Origin of the sequence: Caulobacter sp. Root655 (assembly GCF_001427665.1) — a bacterium.
In the GTDB taxonomy this organism is placed as follows: Bacteria; Pseudomonadota; Alphaproteobacteria; order Caulobacterales; family Caulobacteraceae; genus Caulobacter.
In genome coordinates this window covers 649,199-668,183 of sequence record NZ_LMHC01000001.1, presented here as the reverse complement: position 1 = coordinate 668,183, position 18,985 = coordinate 649,199, and the positions used below count along the sequence as shown (strand labels likewise).

14 protein-coding genes are annotated in these 18,985 nt (G+C 67.9%); 8 read left to right on the top strand and 6 right to left on the bottom strand.

Annotated features, from left to right (window positions below):
* Window positions 1–13: 13 nt before the first annotated feature.
* Complete coding sequence (locus ASD79_RS03060; protein WP_156400372.1) at window positions 14–1,297, top strand: HlyC/CorC family transporter; 1,284 nt, start codon at window positions 14–16, stop codon at window positions 1,295–1,297.
* Between the two features lie 339 nt (window positions 1,298–1,636).
* Window positions 1,637–2,005: a response regulator gene (locus tag ASD79_RS03055; RefSeq protein ID WP_007666121.1), complete on the top strand. Its 369-nt coding sequence runs from the start codon at window positions 1,637–1,639 to the stop codon at window positions 2,003–2,005.
* A gap of 91 nt (window positions 2,006–2,096) precedes the next feature.
* Here the strand turns inward: ASD79_RS03055 and ASD79_RS03050 are convergent, their stop codons facing one another.
* Window positions 2,097–5,153 carry a TonB-dependent siderophore receptor gene (locus ASD79_RS03050; RefSeq protein ID WP_162252330.1) on the bottom strand — a complete coding sequence of 1,019 codons (3,057 nt, stop codon included), beginning with the start codon at window positions 5,151–5,153 and terminating at the stop codon, window positions 2,097–2,099.
* 325 nt (window positions 5,154–5,478) lie between these two features.
* Between ASD79_RS03050 and ASD79_RS03045 the strand changes: the two genes are divergently transcribed.
* Window positions 5,479–7,509 (top strand): S9 family peptidase, encoded by a 2,031-nt coding sequence (locus ASD79_RS03045; protein WP_156400333.1) that lies wholly within the window; start codon window positions 5,479–5,481, stop codon window positions 7,507–7,509.
* A gap of 81 nt (window positions 7,510–7,590) precedes the next feature.
* Here ASD79_RS03045 and cdd read toward each other — a convergent pair whose 3' ends face one another.
* Together cdd and ASD79_RS03035 are read right to left on the bottom strand one after the other, a co-directional pair.
* A complete protein-coding gene (gene cdd, locus ASD79_RS03040; RefSeq protein WP_056719557.1) occupies window positions 7,591–8,007 on the bottom strand; it encodes a cytidine deaminase in 417 nt (138 codons plus the stop codon).
* An 89-nt stretch (window positions 8,008–8,096) separates the two neighbouring features.
* Window positions 8,097–8,369 (bottom strand): BolA family transcriptional regulator, encoded by a 273-nt coding sequence (locus ASD79_RS03035; RefSeq protein WP_056719556.1) that lies wholly within the window; start codon window positions 8,367–8,369, stop codon window positions 8,097–8,099.
* Window positions 8,370–8,428: 59 nt separating this feature from the next.
* On the opposite strand from ASD79_RS03035, the gene ASD79_RS03030 reads away from it, so the two are divergent.
* Window positions 8,429–9,079 (top strand): J domain-containing protein, encoded by a 651-nt coding sequence (locus tag ASD79_RS03030; RefSeq protein ID WP_007666133.1) that lies wholly within the window; start codon window positions 8,429–8,431, stop codon window positions 9,077–9,079.
* Window positions 9,080–9,097: 18 nt separating this feature from the next.
* On the opposite strand, the gene ASD79_RS03025 is transcribed toward ASD79_RS03030, so the two are convergent.
* Together ASD79_RS03025 and ASD79_RS03020 are read right to left on the bottom strand one after the other, a co-directional pair.
* Entirely contained in the window at window positions 9,098–10,546 is a 1,449-nt protein-coding gene (locus tag ASD79_RS03025; protein ID WP_056719555.1) for a serine hydrolase, read from the bottom strand.
* Window positions 10,547–10,619: 73 nt separating this feature from the next.
* The gene (locus ASD79_RS03020; RefSeq protein WP_056719554.1) at window positions 10,620–11,360 is read right to left on the bottom strand and encodes a phosphatase PAP2 family protein; all 741 of its coding nucleotides are present in this window, start codon (window positions 11,358–11,360) and stop codon (window positions 10,620–10,622) included.
* Between the two features lie 201 nt (window positions 11,361–11,561).
* Between ASD79_RS03020 and ASD79_RS03015 the strand changes: the two genes are divergently transcribed.
* From ASD79_RS03015 to ASD79_RS03000, 4 genes are all read left to right on the top strand, one after another.
* Window positions 11,562–11,945 carry an RcnB family protein gene (locus ASD79_RS03015; protein ID WP_056719553.1) on the top strand — a complete coding sequence of 128 codons (384 nt, stop codon included), beginning with the start codon at window positions 11,562–11,564 and terminating at the stop codon, window positions 11,943–11,945.
* Window positions 11,946–12,068: 123 nt separating this feature from the next.
* Window positions 12,069–13,076, top strand: coding sequence for a cobaltochelatase subunit CobS (gene cobS / locus ASD79_RS03010; protein WP_056719552.1), 1,008 nt, complete (start codon window positions 12,069–12,071; stop codon window positions 13,074–13,076).
* 440 nt (window positions 13,077–13,516) lie between these two features.
* Window positions 13,517–16,759, top strand: a complete 3,243-nt coding sequence (locus ASD79_RS03005) for an autotransporter outer membrane beta-barrel domain-containing protein (protein WP_056719551.1) — start codon at window positions 13,517–13,519, stop codon at window positions 16,757–16,759.
* 4 nt (window positions 16,760–16,763) lie between these two features.
* The gene (locus tag ASD79_RS03000; RefSeq protein ID WP_056719550.1) at window positions 16,764–17,489 is read left to right on the top strand and encodes a response regulator; all 726 of its coding nucleotides are present in this window, start codon (window positions 16,764–16,766) and stop codon (window positions 17,487–17,489) included.
* Between the two features lie 255 nt (window positions 17,490–17,744).
* Here ASD79_RS03000 and ASD79_RS02995 read toward each other — a convergent pair whose 3' ends face one another.
* Complete coding sequence (locus tag ASD79_RS02995) at window positions 17,745–18,806, bottom strand: hypothetical protein (protein WP_056719549.1); 1,062 nt, start codon at window positions 18,804–18,806, stop codon at window positions 17,745–17,747.
* Window positions 18,807–18,985 lie beyond the last annotated feature (179 nt).

Genomic DNA, 18,985 nt, shown 5'->3' with positions numbered 1-18,985 from the left:
CAACCTCACCATGATCCTCACCGCCATCCTCGGGCTCGCGCCCATCGTCATCGCCCTGCTGGCGATCTCGGCCCTGTTCTCGGCCGCCGAGACGTCGCTGACCGCCGCGTCGCGGGCGCGGATGCATCAGCTGGAGCGAGAGGGCGACCGGCCGGCCAAGCGGGTCAACAAGCTGCTGTCCGACCAGGAGACGATGATCGGGGCGGTGCTGCTGGGCAACAACCTGGTCAACATCCTGGCCTCGGCCCTGGCCACCCAGGTACTGACCGCCGCCATCCCCGGCCCGTGGGGCGTGGCCGCCGCCACCGCGACCATGACCGTGCTGGTCCTGGTGTTCGCCGAGGTGCTGCCCAAGACCCTGGCGATCCTCAAGTCCGACGACGTCGCCCGCTTCCTGTCGGGCCCGACCCTGATCGTGGTCCGGGTGTTCGGGCCGATCATCTACACCATCCAGTGGATCGTCCGCCGCACTCTGCGATTGTTCGGCGTCAAGCTGACCATGGAGGTCGACGTCCTGGCCGCCCACGAGGAGATCCGCGGCGCGGTCGAGTACCACCACTCCGAGGGCGGCGTCGAAAGCGGCGACCGGCGGATGCTGGGCGGGGTGCTGGACCTGTCGGACATGGACGTCTCGGAAATCATGGTCCACCGCAAGTCGATCACCCTGATCGACGCCGACCTGCCGGCCCGCGAGCTGGTGGCCGAGGCCCTGGAGGCCCAGCACACCCGCATCCCGCTCTATCGCGACAACGCCGACAACATCGTCGGCGTGCTGCACGCCCGCGACCTGCTGCGGGCCCTGGCCGCCGCCAACGGCGACATCGACGCCATCGACGTGGCCACCATCCAGCGCGAGCCGTGGTTCATCCCCGACACCACCAACCTCAAGGACCAGCTCAACGCCTTCCTCAAGCGCCGCAGCCACTTCGCCCTGGTGGTCGACGAGTACGGCGCCCTGCAGGGCTTGGTGACCCTGGAGGACATCCTCGAGGAGATCGTCGGCGAGATCGAGGACGAGCACGACACCAGCGTCGAGGGCCTGCGCCCGCAGGTCGACGGCTCGGTGCACGTCGACGGCCATGTGACGGTGCGCGACCTGAACCGGGCCATGGACTGGCGCCTGCCGGAAGGCGACGCGGTGACCATCGCCGGCCTGGTGATCCACGAGGCCCAGACCATTCCGGAACCGGGCCAGATCTTCATCTTCCACCACCACCGCTTCCAGGTGCTGCGCCGCCAGCGCAACCAGATCACCGGCCTGCGGATCAGCGCCCGCCTGGACGAGGGCGCCCGTTAGGCGGCCCGCTAGTCGGAATGTCGGGATTTTGACCTAAGCATTTGATTCAGCGTCCCATCCTGACGATTCCGTTTGAGAAGCACCGTTGACGGCGGCAGGATGCGGCAAGCTGGAACCGTCACCATGGCGGCGCGTTGTCAGCACGCCGGACGTTCGCACGGCGGGGGGAAGCAGCTTGGCCAAGGCAATGCGCCGCGCCGAGGACGACGGGATCGATGATCTCGCCGACCGTCCAGAGACCTCCCGGACGAGCTGTCCGCGGGGATCGACCTACCCTATGATAGCCCTGGCCTCGCCCACACCGGGAGGTTGTCGATCCGTGCCCTGGAGCTCCGAACAATGAAGACCCTCGTCGCCCTGAAGGTTCTGGTGGTCGAAGACGAGGCTCTGGTCTCCATGCTGGTGGAGGACATGCTCAGCGACCTCGGCTGCCTGGTCGTCGGCCCCGCCGCCGAGCTGGAGGAGGCCCTGCGCCTGGCCGCCAGCGCCGACATCGACGCCGCCCTGCTGGACGTCAATCTGGGCGGCCGCCCGATCTTTCCGGTCGCCGACGTCCTGAAGGAGCGCGGCGTGCCGTTCGCCTTCGCCAGCGGCTATGGCGAGGCCGGCCTGTCGGAAGGCCACAAGGGCGCCACCGTGCTGCAGAAGCCGTTCCGCGAAGCCGACCTGCGGCGGGTGCTGGAAGGGCTGGCGGCCCAGGCGGTCTAGCCGGCCCTCTCGCTCGGCGGAAACCGGATGCACAAAAGAAAAAGGGCGGACCCGGCGGGTCCGCCCTTTCCTGTGTTCAAGTCACCGACGACTAGAACCGGCGGGTCAGGTTCACGAACACCTGGCGACCGATATAGTCGTACTGGCTGGCGAAGGCGTAGCTGCCCGCGCGGCTGTAAGTGAAGTTGCCGCGATCCTGCAGGGCCGGCGACACCTTCGGCGGGTCTTCGTTGAAGATGTTGGTCACCCCCACGACGCCTTCCCACTTGTCGGCTTCGTAGCGGATCGACAGGGCGTGGTACCACATCGCCTCGGCATGGTTCTTGCCCTTGTAGCGCGAACCCTGCGGGGTGGTGAGGTTGGACGGCGCCGAGATGTCGGTGCCGAACTGGTAGTCGTAGTTCGACTGGTGGCCCACGAACTCGGTCGACCACTGGAAGGTGACGTCCTGCCAGCGGTAGCGGAGCTGGGTGTTGCCCACGACCTTCGGCTCGCCGATCACGCCGTTGAAGTCATCCGTCGAACCGGGGAACAGCTCCTGGGAGTCTTCCAGGGTGTAGCTGAACTGGGCGTCCAGGGTGAGCTTGCCCGGGCCGATCTCACGGTTGTAGCGCATCGTCAGGTCGATGCCGCGGCTGGTCTGGCTGACGATGTTCCGGTAGCTGCCGTCGATGTCGGTGATGCCGAGATAGGTCGACGAGTCCGGATCCAGGTCACGGGTGAAGAGCGCGCAGAACGGGTTGTTCGGGAAGTCGGCCGAGGCGTAGCACCGGCCGATGACGGCGGCGCCGTTGCTGGTGACCTGGTTGTTCACTTCGATTTCGTAATAGTCGATCGCGACGTTGATGTCGGCGAAGTCCGGCGTCCAGATGAAGCCGGCGCTGAAGGCCTTGGACTTTTCGGGCTTCAGGTCCTTGCCGCCGCCGGTGACGATGAACGCCGACGGATTGGCGCCGTTGTAGTCACCCGGGATGCCCTGGGCGGCGCAGTTCGCGGCGATGGTCGGGTTCGACACGCCGCCGCCTTCCGGCGGCGCGTAACGGATGCACGGATCGACCGAGGCCTGGCTCAGGAAGCCGCCCTGGTTGCCCAGGTTCAGCTCGAACAGCGCCGGGGCGCGGAACGAGGTGCCGTAGCTGGTGCGCAGCCGGTAGGCGCTGGTGATCTGCCAGTTCAGGCCGGCCTTGTAGGTCGAGTTCGAACCGTAGGAATCATAGTCCGAATAGCGGCCCGACAGGTTGACGGTCAGGGCTTCGACCAGCGGCACGGCCTTGATGATCGGCGCTTCCAGTTCGCCGTACAGTTCCTTGACCGTGTCGCTGCCCTTGGTGCGGCTGGCGGTGGCCAGGTTGTAGAAGTTCTGGCGGGCCATTTCCGGACCCGGCTGGTCGTCGAGCTTGTCGTGACGATAGGACACGCCGAACGCGCCCGCCAACGGGCCGGCCGGCAGGTTGAACAGATCGCCCGACACCTGGAATTCAGCGACGGTCTGCTCGTATTCGGTGACGCCCTTGTCGACCAGCTTCAGGTAGGCGTAGTCCGAGGCCGTCAGATTGCCCGACTTCAGCACTTCGTCCGAGAACAGGTCGATGTGACGGCCGACGATGGGCGTGAAGTCGCTGCTCGCCCAGTCCCCGCCGATGCCGGCCAGGAACTTGTCGCTGTCGATCCCCGTCTGGGTGTATTTGCCGCGGTTCTTCGAATAGCTGACATAGCCGTCCCAGGCCCAGCCCTTCAGGAAGCCGAAGTTGTCGTTGAACTTGCCGCGCAGGCCGGCGACGCCGCGATAGACGGTGATGTCCTGGGCGAACTTGAACGGGGTCAGCACCAGGGCCTGCGGCGCGAACAACCCCACGCCACCGGGGCTGGCGCTGGCCCAGCCCGGGATCGTGTGGGCCGCGTCCGCATAGGAGGCGCCAACGCAGTTGAACGGGTTCACGTCGCAGGGCGCTTCCGGCGCGATGGTCGGGAACAGCTGCTGGACCTGGGTCTGCGACGACTTGCGCTGGTGGCCCAGGAACTCGCCGTAGACCTCGCCGAAGTTCAGGTCGTACTGGCCATCGGCATAGAGCGTGTAGCGCTTCACCGGCGACAGGAAGTCGACATCCCTTTCAAGGGCGTTGACCGTGTCGCGGTCGTTGAGCGGCGCGAAGCGGTAGCCGGGCAGGCGGGCGTCCGGGTTCGAGGCGGCGACGATCGGCGGATTGGCCGGATAGCCGGGGCCGTCGGTCGAAATCCGCGCGCGGCTGCCGTAGAAGGCGCCCGCCGGGCCCAGGGCGCTGGTCCGGCCAAGGCTCACCGGAATGTAGTTGAACAGGGCGCCGGACGGGCCGGTGCACTTGAACGTGCCGGTGTCGACGTCGATCCAGTCGTTGCGCGCGCCCGTGGTCGGATCGAAGGTATACTGCTCGTCGCACATCAGGTCCTTGCGGTCCCCGAACTTGAGCGCTTTCTGCTCATAGTACTGGCCGCTGATCTGGAAGCGTCCGCGATCCAGGACCTTACCGTAGGCGCCGCTGAAGGTGTATTCGTTGCCGCCGTCACCGCCGCCGCCAAACTTGCCCGAGGCTTCCAGTCGGCCGCCGTCCAGCTTGTTGCGGGTGATGACGTTGACGACGCCGGCCACGGCGTCGGAGCCGTAGATCGACGAGGCGCCGTCCTTCAGGATTTCATACCGATCGACGATCGCGTCGGGCAGGATGTTCAGGTCGACGGCCGCCACCGCGCCCTGCGTGCCCGCAGGCGGCAGGCGCCGGCCGTTCAGCAGCACCAGGGTGCGCTGGTCGCCAAGGCCGCGCAGCGAGACGGTGTTCACGCCGCCGCCGCCGTTGACGACGAAGCCGCCGAACTGGTTGTTGATCTGGGTGGAGCCGGCCGAGACCGACGAACCCTGCAGAATCTCGCTGCCGCTGACCAGGCCGGCCAGGGTCGAGCCTTCCGAGGTGATCACCTGGACCGGCGAGATGCTGTTGAACTCGTTGCGCCGAATCCGCGAACCGGTGACGACCAGTTCTTCGACCTCGGTGGCGGCCGGGGCAGCGGCCGGCGGGACGGAAGAGGTGTCCTGCGCCAAGACGATGGACGGCGCGCCCATGGCGACGACCCCGACGATCATGGTCGTGCACAGAAGGCTATTACGTAACAACATATCTACTCCCCGCAGCGCTGATGGGCATTGTGACATCGCTCCCCCGAGGTTCACGGGACAACTTAGGCAGGTCAAAACACGGGCTACAACGCGATAGACGGGGTCGGGCTTTTTCTTGCGCCTCCCGTTACAATATAGTCACACCACGGTCGCAATATCGCCGCTTTGCAAAAAAGACGTGCTCTTTTCGGCGTTGAGCGCCCACCACACCGGGCTTTTCGCCCATCACCCTTAAAAGTTGCGCCACGCCGAAGCCACATTGCCGAACGGGGGCAAGTGTCGCTACCGTCCGGGCGAACGTCGGTTCTCTCGTGAGGGGTTTAAGGTGGGTTCTCGCTTCAAGAAATTGCTGCTGACCATGGCCGCGGCGGCCTGCCTGGGCACGGTCTCGGCGATGGCCGGCGGGGCCTCGCCCGCCATCGCGGCGGCGCCCAGCGCCAAGGACCTGACCCGCTACCCGGAACTGTCGGACGTGAGCCTGTCGCCGGACGGCAAGCACATCGTCGGCCTGATCTCCAACGACGGCGAGGAGCAGATCATCGCCGTCTGGGAGACGGCCCACCCGGACAAGCAGCCGTTCACGATCGGCTCCAAACACATGCGGCTGATGAGCGTCCAGTTCATCAAGGACGACCGGCTCGCCGTCGTGGCCCAGCAGACCCTGACGGTCGGGTCGTGGAAAGGGCATCTGGGGAAGTTCTACATCACCGACCTGAAGGGCGAGAAATGGACCTCCGCCCTGCCCGAGGAGCGGGCGACGAGCGACCAGGCCGACCTCGAGAAGCGGGCCGGAAACCCGGCGCTGCTCAGCCGCCTGCCGGGCGATCCACAGCATGTCCTGGTGATGGACACCAGCACCGAGGGCGAAGGCGACATCTACCGCACCAATGTCTACACCGGCACGGCCGAGCGGGTTGAGCGGGGCTCGGACAAGTTCGGCGACCTGCAGGTGGACAACAAGGGCGAGGTCCGCGCCAAGGTCGAGCTGGACTACGAGGACGGCAAGGCCGTCTACGTCCAGTGGATCAAGGCTCCCAACGGCCAGTGGGGGCCGCACTTCCGCTCCTATCTGAAGGACCGCAACGTCTTCGGGATCGCGGGCTTCAGCGAGGACCCCAACGTCGTCTACGTCACGGGAACCCGGAACGGCGACAAGACCGGGATCTACGAATACGACGTGACAGCCAAGACGTTCCTGGAGCCGGCTTTCGAGCACAAGCTGTTCGACGCCAGCGGAGTCGTCGAGAACGACGCCGGCCAGTTGATGGGCTTCCGCTACCTGGGCGCCCGTTCCGGCGTCTACTGGACGGATCCGAGGCTGGCGGCGATGGACAAGAGCGTCCGCGCGGCGCTGGGCCTCAAGACCATGCCCCTCGACTGGGTCGATCCGGGCACCGGCAAGAAGGCCAAGATCAGCATCGCCGACGGGGCCGACCTGGTGCTGACCTCGTGGTCCAGCGACCAGACCTCCGCGATCGTCGCCAGGACCGGTCCCAAGGAGCCAGGCGAATACTACCTGCTCAGCAAGGACGGCAAGCTGACCCTGCTGGGCAAAGAGCGGCCGTGGATCAAGCCCGCAAGTCTCGGCGACACCCGGCTCGTGCAGTACACGGCGCGGGACGGGCTGGTCATTCCGGGCTTCCTGACGACGCCCCCCGCCTCGGCCGGTCCCGGCCCCTATCCGACGATCATCCTGCCGCACGGCGGCCCGTGGTCACGCGACTCGCTGGACTGGGACTACGGCGGCTGGAACCAGTACTTCGCCAGCCGCGGCTACGCCGTGCTGCAACCCCAGTTCCGCGGCAGCGAAGGCTGGGGCCGCAAGCTCTGGACCGCCGGCGACGGCGAGTGGGGCCAGAAGATGCAGGACGACAAGGACGACGGCGCCAAGTGGCTGGTCGACCAGAAGGTCGCCGATCCCAAGCGGATCGCGATGTTCGGCTATTCCTACGGCGGCTATTCGGCCCTGGCCGCGACCATCCGGCCCAACGGGCTCTATCAGTGCGCGGTGTCGGGCGCGGGCGGCAGCCTGGCGGACATGAAGCGGGTCACCGCCGACAGCCGCCTGGGCCGCGAGTTCCAGCGGCCCTTCGTCGGCGGACTGGACGCCATCCAGCACGCCGGCGACGCCAAGATCCCGATCTTCCTCTACCACGGCGACCGCGACACCAACGTCGACATCAAGGATTCCAGGCGGTTCATCGCCGGGCTGAAGGCGGCGAACAAGCCGTACAAGTGGCTTGAAATCAAGGACATGGGCCATGGCTACGTCACCATGACCCCCGCCATGATGGAGCTGCAGCTGGTCGAGATCGAGAAGTTCTTCCAGAACGAGTGCAAGCCCGGCGGCCTCTGAGAGCCCGGCGACACGATCCAGGGGCGACGGCGACGTCGCCCCTTTTTCCTGCCCCGCCCCCTTCCTGGCTCAGCCCCGACCTCAGCCCAGGTCGCGGGGTCCGAACGAATCAGGCAGCAGGCTCCAGAACGGCGTGCGGCGGGTGGCGCGGCCATCCTGCACCGAGATGATCTCGCAGGTGTCGCTGGCGAATTCGGCGATCCGCTGGCGGCAGGCCCCGCAGGGCTGGACCACGGTGTTCGAGCCGCCGGCGATCAGCACCTTGGCGATCTTGCGTCCGCCGGCCGTGACCATCGCCCCGATCGCCGTCTGCTCGGCGCAGGTCCCCGACGGGTAGGCCGCGTTCTCGACATTGACCCCCAGATGGGCGACGCCGTCCTCGTCGATCACCGCCGCGGCGACCGTGAAATTCGAGTAGCGGGCATAGGCCCGGGCCAGCAGCGCCGGCAGCGCCGCCGCCAGATCTTCCTCGGAAGTTGCCGTTTCTCGCGCGCTCATGCCCAGATCCGCCTCTCCGGCAAGCTGCGCCGGGCGCAGAGGCAATCAGTCGCGGGGCCGGCTTGCAAGCCCGTTTTCGCTCTCTAGCGTCAAGCTTCCCCAGGGGCCTTGGCGACGATCGACAGGGCGTGCACCGGCCCTGCCAACTCCTCGGCCAGGGCCTGGTGGATGAGTCGCTGGCGGATCACCCGCCCCTTGCCCGCAAAGGCTTCTGCCTCGATCAGCAGGTTGAAGTGGCTCTCCCCGCCCTCGCGGTGACCGGCATGGCCGTGGTGGCGGTCGCTGTCGTCGACCACCTCGAGTCGAGTGGGCGAAAAAATGGTGGTCAATTTCGCGGCGATGGTGTCTGCGACGGCGCCCATGACGGCTTCCTTGCTTGTCAATCCTTGAACGGAAATAGCTGCGGCTTACTCTAAGCGCCATGAGCGCCGACTTCGAATACCGACCCAAGTTTTTTGACATCCGCGTCCGCCCCCCGAAAACGGCGGAAGAGAAGGCGCGGGAGAACGACGTCTTCGCCCTGAAACCGGGCGAGGTTCGCTGCGACCACCCCGAGTGCCGCCTGGCCGCCACGGCCAAGGCGCCCAAGTCGCGCGACATGCCGGGCGTCTACTACAATTTCTGCGTCAAGCACGCGGCCGAATATAACAAGAACTGGAACTTCTACGCCGGCATGAGCGAGGGGCAGATCCGCTCGCAGCAGGAGCAGGAGAAGATGACCGGCGGCCGCCCCACCTGGAGCATGAAGGCCGACGGCCGATCGCGTGAGGCCGCCGCCATGGCCGCCCGCGACGCCCGCCACCTCAACGACCCGTTCGGCCTGTTCCGCGCCCAGCAGCGCAAGGCCGAGGCCGCCGCCGTCAGCCGCAACCTGGGCAAGCTGGAACGCCAGGCCCTGGCCGACCTCGACCTCGAGGCCGACGCCGACGGTCCGGCCATCCGCGCCAAGTACAAGGACCTGCTCAAGCGCTGCCACCCCGACATGAACGGCGGCGACCGCAGCGCCGAACACAAGCTGCAGCGGGTGATCAAGGCCTACAAGACCCTGCAGAAGTCGGGACTGACGGGGTAGGCGGCCCCCGCCCGAGTTTCACGGCCCGGCCACGCGCGCGATCTCGCTCTGGATCGCGCCGATCAGGGTCGTGGCCCCGGCGTCCTGGTTGGACAGCGCGACCGCGACGTAGCCACGGTCCAGATAGATGTCGAGCTGGCTGCTGATGCCGGCGAAGCTGCCGTCGTGGCCCACGATCCGGCCCGCCGCCGAGGCCTGCACGGTGAAGCCGGCCCCGTAGCCGTTCGGCGGATGGTCGGTCCACAGCGTCTTCAGCCCGGCCGGCGAGACCAGCTTGCCCGCCCGCAGCGCCGTGGCGAACCGCAGCAGGTCGCCAACCGTCGAGAAGCCGCCGCCGGCCGGGCTGCCCCGGAACGTGTGGTCGAAGGTGTTTTCCCGCCAGCCATAGGGCTGGTCCGGCGCGTAGACATAGCCGACCGCGAGGTTCTCGATCGGCTGGTCCATCGGATAGCTGTCGGTCCGGGTCATGCCGGCGGGCTTGTAGATGTGCTCGCGCACATAGTCGAAATAGCCGACGCCCGAGGCCTTCTCGATCACCACGCCCAGCATCAGCATGCCCGTGTTGCTGTAGGCGTATTGGGTTCCGGGCTTGAACTCCGGCGTCTCGCCCTGGACCAGCGGCTTGTAGTCGTCGACCTGGCTGTAGAGGGCCCGCGAACTGTCCCGGAACTTGTCGCCGAAATAGCTGCCCAGGCCGCTGGTGTGGGTCAGCAGCTGGCGCACGGTGATCAGGTCGGAGACCGCGCGCGGCAGCCAGGTTTCGTCGGCATAGCGGCTCAGCGGGTCGTCCAGCGAAACCTTGCCCGCCTCGACCAGTTGCAGCACCGCCACGGCGGTGAACATCTTGTTCATCGAGCCCAGGTTGAAGCGGGTCTCGACGGTGTTGCGCGCATGGTAGCGCCGGTTGGCCTCGCCGCAGGCCTTTTCGACCAGCACCGCGCCGTCCTTGGCCACCAGCACCGCGCCCGAGAACACGTCGGCTTCGCATCCCCTGGCCACCATCCGCTCGAGGCTCGCCGCCAGGGCCTTGGCCGGCAACGGCGACGCCAGCCCCGCGCTCCAGGCCGGCGCGGCCCCAGGCTCGACCGAGGTGATCCGGCGCTCCCCGGTCGGTTCGAACTCCAGCTTCAGGCCGTGCAGGCCGCCATACAGCCGATCCTTCAGCACCACCTCGACGCGCGAAGCGCCTGGATCGGCGGGACGGACGGCGACCAGGTCGATCCCGCCCGTCGCCCGACGCTGGTTGCGGGAGAACCGCTGGAAGGACCGCAGCGACACCTGCCTGTTGAACTCCTCGCCGAAATCGCGGTCGCGAATTTTCGACGTCTCGGCCGGATCGGTGCTGTTCACCGAGGCGACAAAGGCACGGACGTGGTCACCGACCGGACCCGCCGGCGGCGACTGCGCGAAGGCGGGCCCGGCGCCCGACAGGCACAGGGAAAGCAGGGCAAGGCCGAACTGGCGCATTTTCGATGGATCCCCCGTCCGCCCGCTCCTGGCGAGCGACGACGCCTGAGCTTAGGCACGGACGGGGCGCTTCTCAACCGGACGGTGCGTCTGATCGTGGCCGAACCCACCGCCCCCACGCCCAGGCCGCCAGCCAGCAGGCCATGGCCCAGGCCGCGCCCACGCTCCACCCCGCCAGCACGTCGCTGGCCCAGTGAACGCCCAGATAGACCCGCGACGCCCCGACCAGCAGGCTGAGCAGCACCGCCGCGCCCAGGGCCAGGGCCTTGACCCGCCGGCGGGGCGCGAACCGCGCCGCCAGGGCTCCCAGGGTCAGGAACACCACGGCCGACAGCATGGCGTGGCCGGACGGGAAGCTGGGATTGGCCGCCTCGACGGCGCGATAGACCAGGTCGGGCCGTTCGCGCCCGAACAGCTGCTTCAGCCCCTGGCTGATGGCCACCCCGCCGCCGGCCCCGGCCAGCACCACCAGGGCTTCGCTCCACCGCTTCAGGCACAGCATCAGGGCGACGGCCAGGACGACGAACAGGCCCAGCACGGTCACCGAGCCCAGGGCGGTGACGTCGGCGGCGGCGACGTGCAGCCACGGGGGACCGACCAGGCCGCTGGGGTCGCCAGGCTGGCGCAGGACCCGCAGCACGGCCATGTCAAAGGCCCTGGTGTCGCCCTCGGCCACGTCGCCGGACAGGTCGAGGAACGCCAGGGCCCCGCCGGCCAGCACCAGCAGGGCGGCCAGAGCCCCCAGTTCGCCTCGCGCGGCGGCAAGCAATCGCGCCCAATCCCGGCGAGGCTGAAAGTCCGAAAAACGCCTCATGTGCAAATGAACGCACTAATCCCGGATTGGCGCCGGCCAAGTATTCCCAGGACGAGCGGAATGTTTCCGCAGTGAAATGTGATGAACCATTCCTGACTGTCGCCGTTCATCCCAGGTCCAAACACCCTTCGCTAGTGTCGGACTTGCGAAGAAGAGGTTCGGCAGTGTCGGACTGCCACACATTCAGGAAAGGACCTCGCCATGAAGCGTCTGATCATCACCACCTTGGCCGCCACCCTGCTGGCCGGCACGGCCCTCTCGGGCACGGCCATGGCCGCGGGCCAACGCTACGACGACCGTCGCGACGACCGCTACGAGCAGCGCCACGATCAGCGGGACTACCGCCATGACCGTCGCGACTATCGCCACGACCGCAGGGACGAGCGCAAGGCCTACCGCCACTGGCAGCGCGGCCAGCGACTGGACGCCCGCTATCGCGACAACCGCTACTATGTCCGCGACTACCACCGCTACGGCCTGCGCGCCCCGCCCCGCGGCTACCGCTGGCAGCGGGTCGACGACAGCTACATCCTGGCGGCCGTCGCCACCGGCGTGATCATGTCGGTGATCATCGCCAACAACTAGGCCTGGTTCAGGTCTACGCTGATCGCCCCGGACGGCTCCCGCCGTCCGGGGCGTGGTGTTTTTTAGGGTCGGAAACGCCCTCGCCCCTTCCCCTCCCCCACGTCAAGGCGGTAATCGGAAGTCATGCCCGACCTGACCGACGCCCACGCCTCCGATCCCCTGATCACCCTGGCCCCCGACAAGTGGGTAACGCTGCGTGACGCCTTCGGCGTCGACAGCGACATGAAGGTTCCGTACTTCAGCCACCGCGACAGCCACGTGCCGGAGATCGACACCGCCTACCGGTTCGATCCCCAGACCACCAAGGCGATCTGCGCGGGCTTCGCCCATGACCGCCGGGTGATGGTCCAGGGCTATCACGGCACGGGCAAGAGCACGCACATCGAGCAGATCGCCGCCCGGCTGAACTGGCCGCTGGTGCGGGTCAACCTCGACAGCCACGTCAGCCGGATCGACCTGGTCGGCAAGGACGCCATCGTCCTGAAGGACGGCAAGCAGGTCACCGAATTCCGCGAAGGCATTCTGCCCTGGGCCCTGCAGCGGCCGATTGCCCTGGTGTTCGACGAATACGACGCCGGCCGCCCGGACGTGATGTTCGTCATCCAGCGCGTGCTGGAGGCCGGCGGCAAGCTGACCCTGCTCGACCAGAACCGGGTGATCCGCGCCAACCCCTATTTCCGGCTGTTTTCCACGACCAACACCATCGGCCTGGGCGACACCACCGGCCTCTATCACGGCACCCAGCAGATCAACCAAGGCCAGATGGACCGCTGGAGCATCGTCACGACGCTCAACTACCTCGACCATGACGTCGAGGCCGGCATCGTCCTGGCCAAGAACCCGTCCTACGACACCCCGGAAGGCAAGCGCACCCTGGCCGCCATGGTCCGCGTCGCCGACATGACCCGCAACGCCTTCATGAACGGCGACATCAGCACGGTCATGAGCCCGCGCACGGTGATCACCTGGGCCCAGAACGCCGAGATCTTCGACAAGGACATCGGCCTGGCCTTCCGCCTGACCTTCCTGAACAAGTGCGACGAGCTGGAGCGGCCGACCGTGGCCGAGTTCTTCCAGCGGGCGTTCGGCACGGACCTGCCCGAGAGCGCGGCGCGGGTGAAGGTGGCCTAGGTTCTTGGGCAGTAGGAATTGCAGGCGGTCTTCGGCGGGCGCCCCGCGTCCTTCGAGGCTTCGCTGCGCTACGCATCTCAGGATGAGGAACTCGGCACAGAGCCCCTCATCCTGAGGCGCTCTCCAAGGGAGGGCCTCGAAGGACGCAGGGCGTTTTCCCAATCTCAACTTCCACGCATCTCCTAGGGGCGGGCGGCGTTCGTCTGCCCGCCACCGTCGGAACGGCCGGCCAAGGCGAGGATCGCGGCGCCGGGCGGCACATATGTCGGCCTCGCCTCACATCCAACGACGCCTGAAGGTATCCTGAACCGCGCGTTTCGCCGCGATACCGAAACAATGTTCCGATCCTGACAGCCGAGCTTATCGACGTCGATACGTCCGGGTCATGTGGCGGCCATGGCCAAGATCTAGCGAGAGGGGGCACGCATCACAGGTCGTTCATGTCCCGCCATCTCCTCACCACGGCCGCCCTGGCCCCGTTGCTGCTGTACGCCGGCGGGGTCCGCGCCGAGACCCAGGTCACCAGCAGTTCGCGAACGACGCCGATCGCCACCTCCACGGCCAACGCCGGCGCCGCAGACGATGTGAAGATCACCGCCGACGGAGCGATCAAGCCGACCGTCTCAGGCGCCATCGCCACGGTCGACAGCGACAACACCCTGACCAACAACGGCGTGCTGTCGACCAACAACGTCTCCGATTCCATCGGCGTGCTGGTGCTGGGCGGCCATGCGGGGACGGTGCTCAACAGCGCGACCATCAGCCTGGGCGAGGACTACGACTACACCGACGACGACAGCGACGGCGACTATGACGGCCTGTTCGCCAAGGGATCGGGCCGCTACGGAATCCGGCTGACCGGAACCAGCCCGTTCGTCGGCGCGATCACCAACGACTCCACCGGTTCGATCAGCATCGAGGGCAATGATTCCGGCGGCGTCAGCCTCGAGGCCGCCCTGACCGGCTCCCTGCTCAACGCCGGCACGATCAGCGTCACCGGCGATCGCGGCTACGGCATCCGCAACACCGGAACCATCAGCGGCGACCTGGCCAGCACCGGCTCGGTCAGCGTGCTGGGCGCGGGCGGCGTCGGGGTGGCGGTCGACGGCGACGTCTCGGGGGTCTTCAAGATCCAGGGCTCGGTCTATTCCACCGGCTATCGCGTCACCAGCCGCTACACGGATCCGGACGACGAGGCGCTGCTCGACGCCGACGACCTGCTGCAGGGCGGCGGCGGGGTGCGGGTCACCGCCGACGTCGGCGGCGGCGTGCTGCTGGACGCCCCGCCCACCGACACCAACGACGACACCAGCGACGACGAGGACGGCGACGGCGTCACCGACAGCAGCGAGGGCACGGCCTCGATCACCGCCTACGGCTCGGCCCCGGCCCTGCTGATCGGTTCCGACAGCCGCGCGGTGACAATGGGCGCGGTGGGGACCGGCGACGACGCCTACGGCCTGCTCATCAAGGGTTCGGTGACCGCCGCCGGCGTCCATGACGGCATCACCGCCACCGGCGTGCAGCTGGGCGGCGCGACGGGGCAGTCGACCCTGATCACCGGCGGCGTGCGGCTGGACGGGTCGATCTCGGCCAGCGCCTACGAGGCCGACGCGGTCGGCCTGAAGCTCAATGCCGGCGCCGTGGCCGACACCCTGTGGAACAAGGGCTCGCTGGCCGCCTCGGTCACCGGCGACACCGCGGTGACCGCCACGGCCCTGAGCATCGCGGCCGGCGCCAGCATGACCACCGTGACCAACGCCGGGGTGATCAGCGCCACCGTCGCCGGCGAAGGCGGCTCGGCCTACGCCATCCTCGACCAGTCGGGCGGGCTGAAGACCATCACCAACACCGGCACGATCGCCGCCTATGTCTATGCCACCGACGACGAATACGACACCGACGACAGCGACACCGACGCCGCCAATGAGGTGGTCAAGGGCGTCGCCACCGCCATCGACGTCAGCAAGAACACCACCGGGGTGACGATCGTCCAGTCGGGGGTCAATGACGGCGACGACGGCGACGACGAGGTGGCCGACACCGATACGGACGGCGACGGCGTGGACGACGCCGACGAGCCGTTGATCCGCGGCAGGGTGCTGCTCGGCTCGAGCGACGACAGCTTGTCGATCCTCAACGGCGGGCTGATCGGCGACGTGTCGTTCGGCGACGGGGCCGACAAGCTGACCCTCGACGGCACGGGCTACATGGTCGGCGCCCTGACCGACAGCGACGGCAAGCTCGACATCGCGATCGGCGACGGCAAGCTCTACCTGACCAACGCCGAAACCATCAAGGCCACCAGTCTGACCCTCGGCGCCGACAGCACCCTGGTCTTCACCGCCGACCCGGCGGCCGGAACCCAGACCAAGCTGGTGGTCGGCGCCGCCACCATCGCCTCGGGCGCCACCCTGGGCCTGAACCTGACCAGTCTGCTGACGACGCCGACCACCTACACGGTGATCGAGGCCGGCAGCCTGACCGCGGGGACCATCGACCAGGACCTGCTGGGCAACGCGCCCTACCTCTATGTCGCCAAGGGCTATGCCGAGGGCAATAACGTGCTGATCGACGTCCGCCGGCGCACGGCGGCCGAGGCGGCGATGCCGCGCGGCCAGACCAGCGCCTATGACGCGGTGTTCGCGGCCCTGTCGAACAACACCGACATCGCCGACGCCTTCCTGGGCCAGAACACCCGCGACGGCTTCTTCAACCTCTACGACCAGATGCTGCCCAGCCAGGGCGAGGGCCTGTTCGCGGCGCTGCAGACCGTGCAGCAGCAGATCTCGGCGGCGACCGCCGTGCGTCCCGACGGGGCCGAACGCTACGGCCCCGACAGCGCCTGGGTGCAGGAGATCAACGCCCTGATCCGGCGCGACGACGGCGACACCCAGGGCTCCGACACCCAGGCCCTGGGCGTGGTGGCCGGCTACGAGGCCATGGGCGACGCCGGCGGCGCGCTGGGCGTCACCCTGGCGGCGGTCAGCCTCGAGGAGCACGACACGGTGGCCAAGCTGGGCGAGAAGACCACGGCCTCGATCCTCCAGGCCGGCCTCTACTGGCGCAGGGCGGTCGGCGGCTGGCGCTTCAACCTCGGCGGCGGCCTGGGCTACAGCCGCTTCAACGGCGACCGCGCCTTCCTCGCGGGGGACACCGACGGCGACGGCGTCGCCCAGGCGTCCATCACCAACACCGCCGCCTGGAACGGCATGGTCGCCAACGCCTTCGCCGGCCTCGCCTATGAGGCCAGGCTGGGCCGGGCCTATCTGCGTCCCGAGGGCCGGCTGGACTATGTCTGGCTGTGGGAGGGCGAGCGCAAGGAGCACGGCGGCGGCGCGGGCTTCGACCTGACCGTGGCGTCGCGCAACGCCAGCAACCTCAGCGGCGACCTGGGCCTGGTGCTGGGCACGCAGTACGGAACCGATGTCTGGGTGCGCCCCGAGGTGCGGGTCGGCTACCGCCAGACCCTGGCCGGGGCGATGGCCGACACCGTCGCCAGTTTCGCCGGCGGCACGCCGTTCACCCTGGTTTCCGACACCGACAAGCAGGGCGCGGTCACCCTGAACCTCGCCCTGCGCACCGGCAGCGCCCTGTCCTATTTCGCCGTCGAAGGCGGGGTCGAGGCGTCGCGCAAACAGACCAAGTACACCGCCCGGTTCGTCGGGCGGGCGATGTTCTAGACTCGTGGAAAAGCGCATCCTCATCCTCGACGGCGACGCGGCCGTCCGCCAGCAGATCGGGGCCCTGCTGACGGGCTACGGCCTGAACGCGATCGAAGCCGGCAGCGCCCGCGAGATGGAGCACATCCTGCGCGAGACCCAGGTCAGCCTAGTGATGCTGGACATGCTGCTGCCCGACGCCTCGGGCCTGTCGGTCTGCGCCCGGCTGCTGGCCCTGCCCTCGCCGCCGGCGATCATGGTGGTGTCCGAGGCCGGCGACGAGTGCGACGTGGTGGTCGGCCTGGAGATCGGCGCCGACGACTATGTGGTCAAGCCGTTCCGGCCGCGCGAACTGCTGGCCCGGGTGAAGGCGGTGCTGCGCCGGAGCGAGGAGGCCAGGACCGACGCCCCGGCGGCGAAGGCGTCGATCGCCTACCGTTTCGACGGCTGGCGCTTCAACGCCGCGACCCAGGCGCTGTTCGACCCGCGCGGCGTGGCCGTCACCCTGTCGACCGCCGAGTTCCTAGTGCTGTGGGCCCTGGTGGCGCGGCCCAACGAGGTGCTGACCCGCGACCAGCTGCGCCAGGGTCCGCCCGACGCCTATTTCCGGTCCGCGCCGCGGCAGGTGAACGTCGCCATCAGCCGCCTGCGCGGCAAGCTCGACCGGGCCGGCGGCGGACAGATGATCCGCACCGTCCGCCACGTCGGCTACATCTTCGCGGCGCGGGTCGACCGGGTGCAGGCGGATTAGGAGCGCCCGGATCTCTGCTCGATTGGCCTGGCGGATGATCGGTCCCTAGATCGGGTTGTCATCCCGGAAGCCCCGCAGGGGCTGTCCGGGACCCAGGGGCCGGCGCATTGCGGTGGCCCCTGGGTCCCGGCCTTTCGCTTCGCTACAGCCGGGATGACAACAAGGTGGGACGCGTCAATGCAGGCCGAAACGGACACACCCAAGATCGGATCAGGCGGCTCGCGTCCCCTCCCCGCGAGCCGCCGCCCCCCGTGTCTAGGCCAGCGCCATCTTGCCGATCAGCGGCTGTTCCTTCGCCTTGGGCGAGGTGACGTCGCGGATGACGATCTCGTTGTCGACCTTGTTGACGCCGACGAACACGCCCTCGACGGTCAGCTTCACCGGCTTGGCGCCGGGGGTCGTCGACTGGAACGTCAGGTGCGCCGTGTAGGGCACGGTGACTTTCCCGTAGTAGACCACGATGTGGTAGGCGTACTTCTTGCCCGCCGGAACCGAGACCTGCGTCGCGATGGTGTCGACGACGCTCTCGGTGTTGACCTTCTGGTCCGTCAGCGAAAGCGTCGTGCTGTCGGTCTGTTCGAACGAGGCCGAGGCGGTGACCTCGACGACCTTGGCGACGCCGCCCTTGGCGCTGAAGGTCTGGGTGTACTTGTGCCCCGTCGTGTCGGTCCTGGCGTTGGTGAGCGAACGCTGGGTGGTCACGGTGCGCGCCAGGGAATAGGTGCTGGTCACCGTCGTGCCGCCCAGGGTGTTGTCGACGGTGGTCCCCGTGCAGTGGGAGGGCGGCATGCCCAGGTCGGGGACGGCCTTGCTCATGTCGTAGGTGACGGAATCGACCGTCAGTTCGCCCGCCTCGGCGATCAGGCGCCATTCCTCGTTGTCGGCGCCGCCGTCCCATCGATAGACCCCGACCGTCCCGTGGACGTCGGAGTCGAAGACATTGATCTTGGCTTCCCACTGCAACAGCGTGTTGATGGCCGACCAGTCGCCGCTGACCTCCTCGGCGCGCCAGAGCTGCTTGGCGTCGCTGGCGTCGAGGTCCACCGCCTTCAACGGTCCCGCGGGGAGGTCGATCTCGATGAGCCCCGGGATGGAGATGTGCTGCATCTGACAGGCCAGCACCTTGCCCGTCGAGACATGCCGCAGGATCGCCCCGCCGCGCGGATCGGGCGTGGCCGTCCAAACCTGGTCGACCGTTCCCTTGAGCGCCTCCAGCACCACCTTGCCTTCCGGGGTGATCGTCAGCCCCCAGTTGGACCGGGCGATCTTGGACATGATGTAGAACGGCTTGGCCGGGAACTTGATCTCGGTGGGCATCGACGCCTCCAACAACCTTGAGGCGTGCAACTAACTTGACGCACGAAGAATTTGTAAGGGCTGGGCGCCCAAAATGGGTACCTGTCGCCGTGGCCCGCCGGTCCCCGGCGCGGCGCCCAGATGGAGGCCCATCCGGCGATCGCCCCCGCCGACCTGAGATATCGTCCAGTTGCTTGCCG

Bases quoted from the DNA above. Each gene is read 5' to 3' on its own strand.
- ASD79_RS03050 (WP_162252330.1), bottom strand. From the start codon at position 5,153: ATGTTGTTACGTAATAGCCTTCTGTGCACGACCATGATCGTCGGGGTC.
- ASD79_RS02995 (WP_056719549.1), bottom strand. From the start codon at position 18,806: ATGCCCACCGAGATCAAGTTCCCGGCCAAGCCGTTCTACATCATGTCC.
- cdd (WP_056719557.1), bottom strand. From the start codon at position 8,007: ATGAGCGCGCGAGAAACGGCAACTTCCGAGGAAGATCTGGCGGCGGCG.
- ASD79_RS03015 (WP_056719553.1), top strand. From the start codon at position 11,562: ATGAAGCGTCTGATCATCACCACCTTGGCCGCCACCCTGCTGGCCGGC.
- ASD79_RS03035 (WP_056719556.1), bottom strand. From the start codon at position 8,369: ATGGGCGCCGTCGCAGACACCATCGCCGCGAAATTGACCACCATTTTT.
- ASD79_RS03020 (WP_056719554.1), bottom strand. From the start codon at position 11,360: ATGAGGCGTTTTTCGGACTTTCAGCCTCGCCGGGATTGGGCGCGATTG.
- ASD79_RS03030 (WP_007666133.1), top strand. From the start codon at position 8,429: ATGAGCGCCGACTTCGAATACCGACCCAAGTTTTTTGACATCCGCGTC.
- ASD79_RS03055 (WP_007666121.1), top strand. From the start codon at position 1,637: ATGAAGACCCTCGTCGCCCTGAAGGTTCTGGTGGTCGAAGACGAGGCT.
- cobS (WP_056719552.1), top strand. From the start codon at position 12,069: ATGCCCGACCTGACCGACGCCCACGCCTCCGATCCCCTGATCACCCTG.
- ASD79_RS03025 (WP_056719555.1), bottom strand. From the start codon at position 10,546: ATGCGCCAGTTCGGCCTTGCCCTGCTTTCCCTGTGCCTGTCGGGCGCC.
- ASD79_RS03005 (WP_056719551.1), top strand. From the start codon at position 13,517: ATGTCCCGCCATCTCCTCACCACGGCCGCCCTGGCCCCGTTGCTGCTG.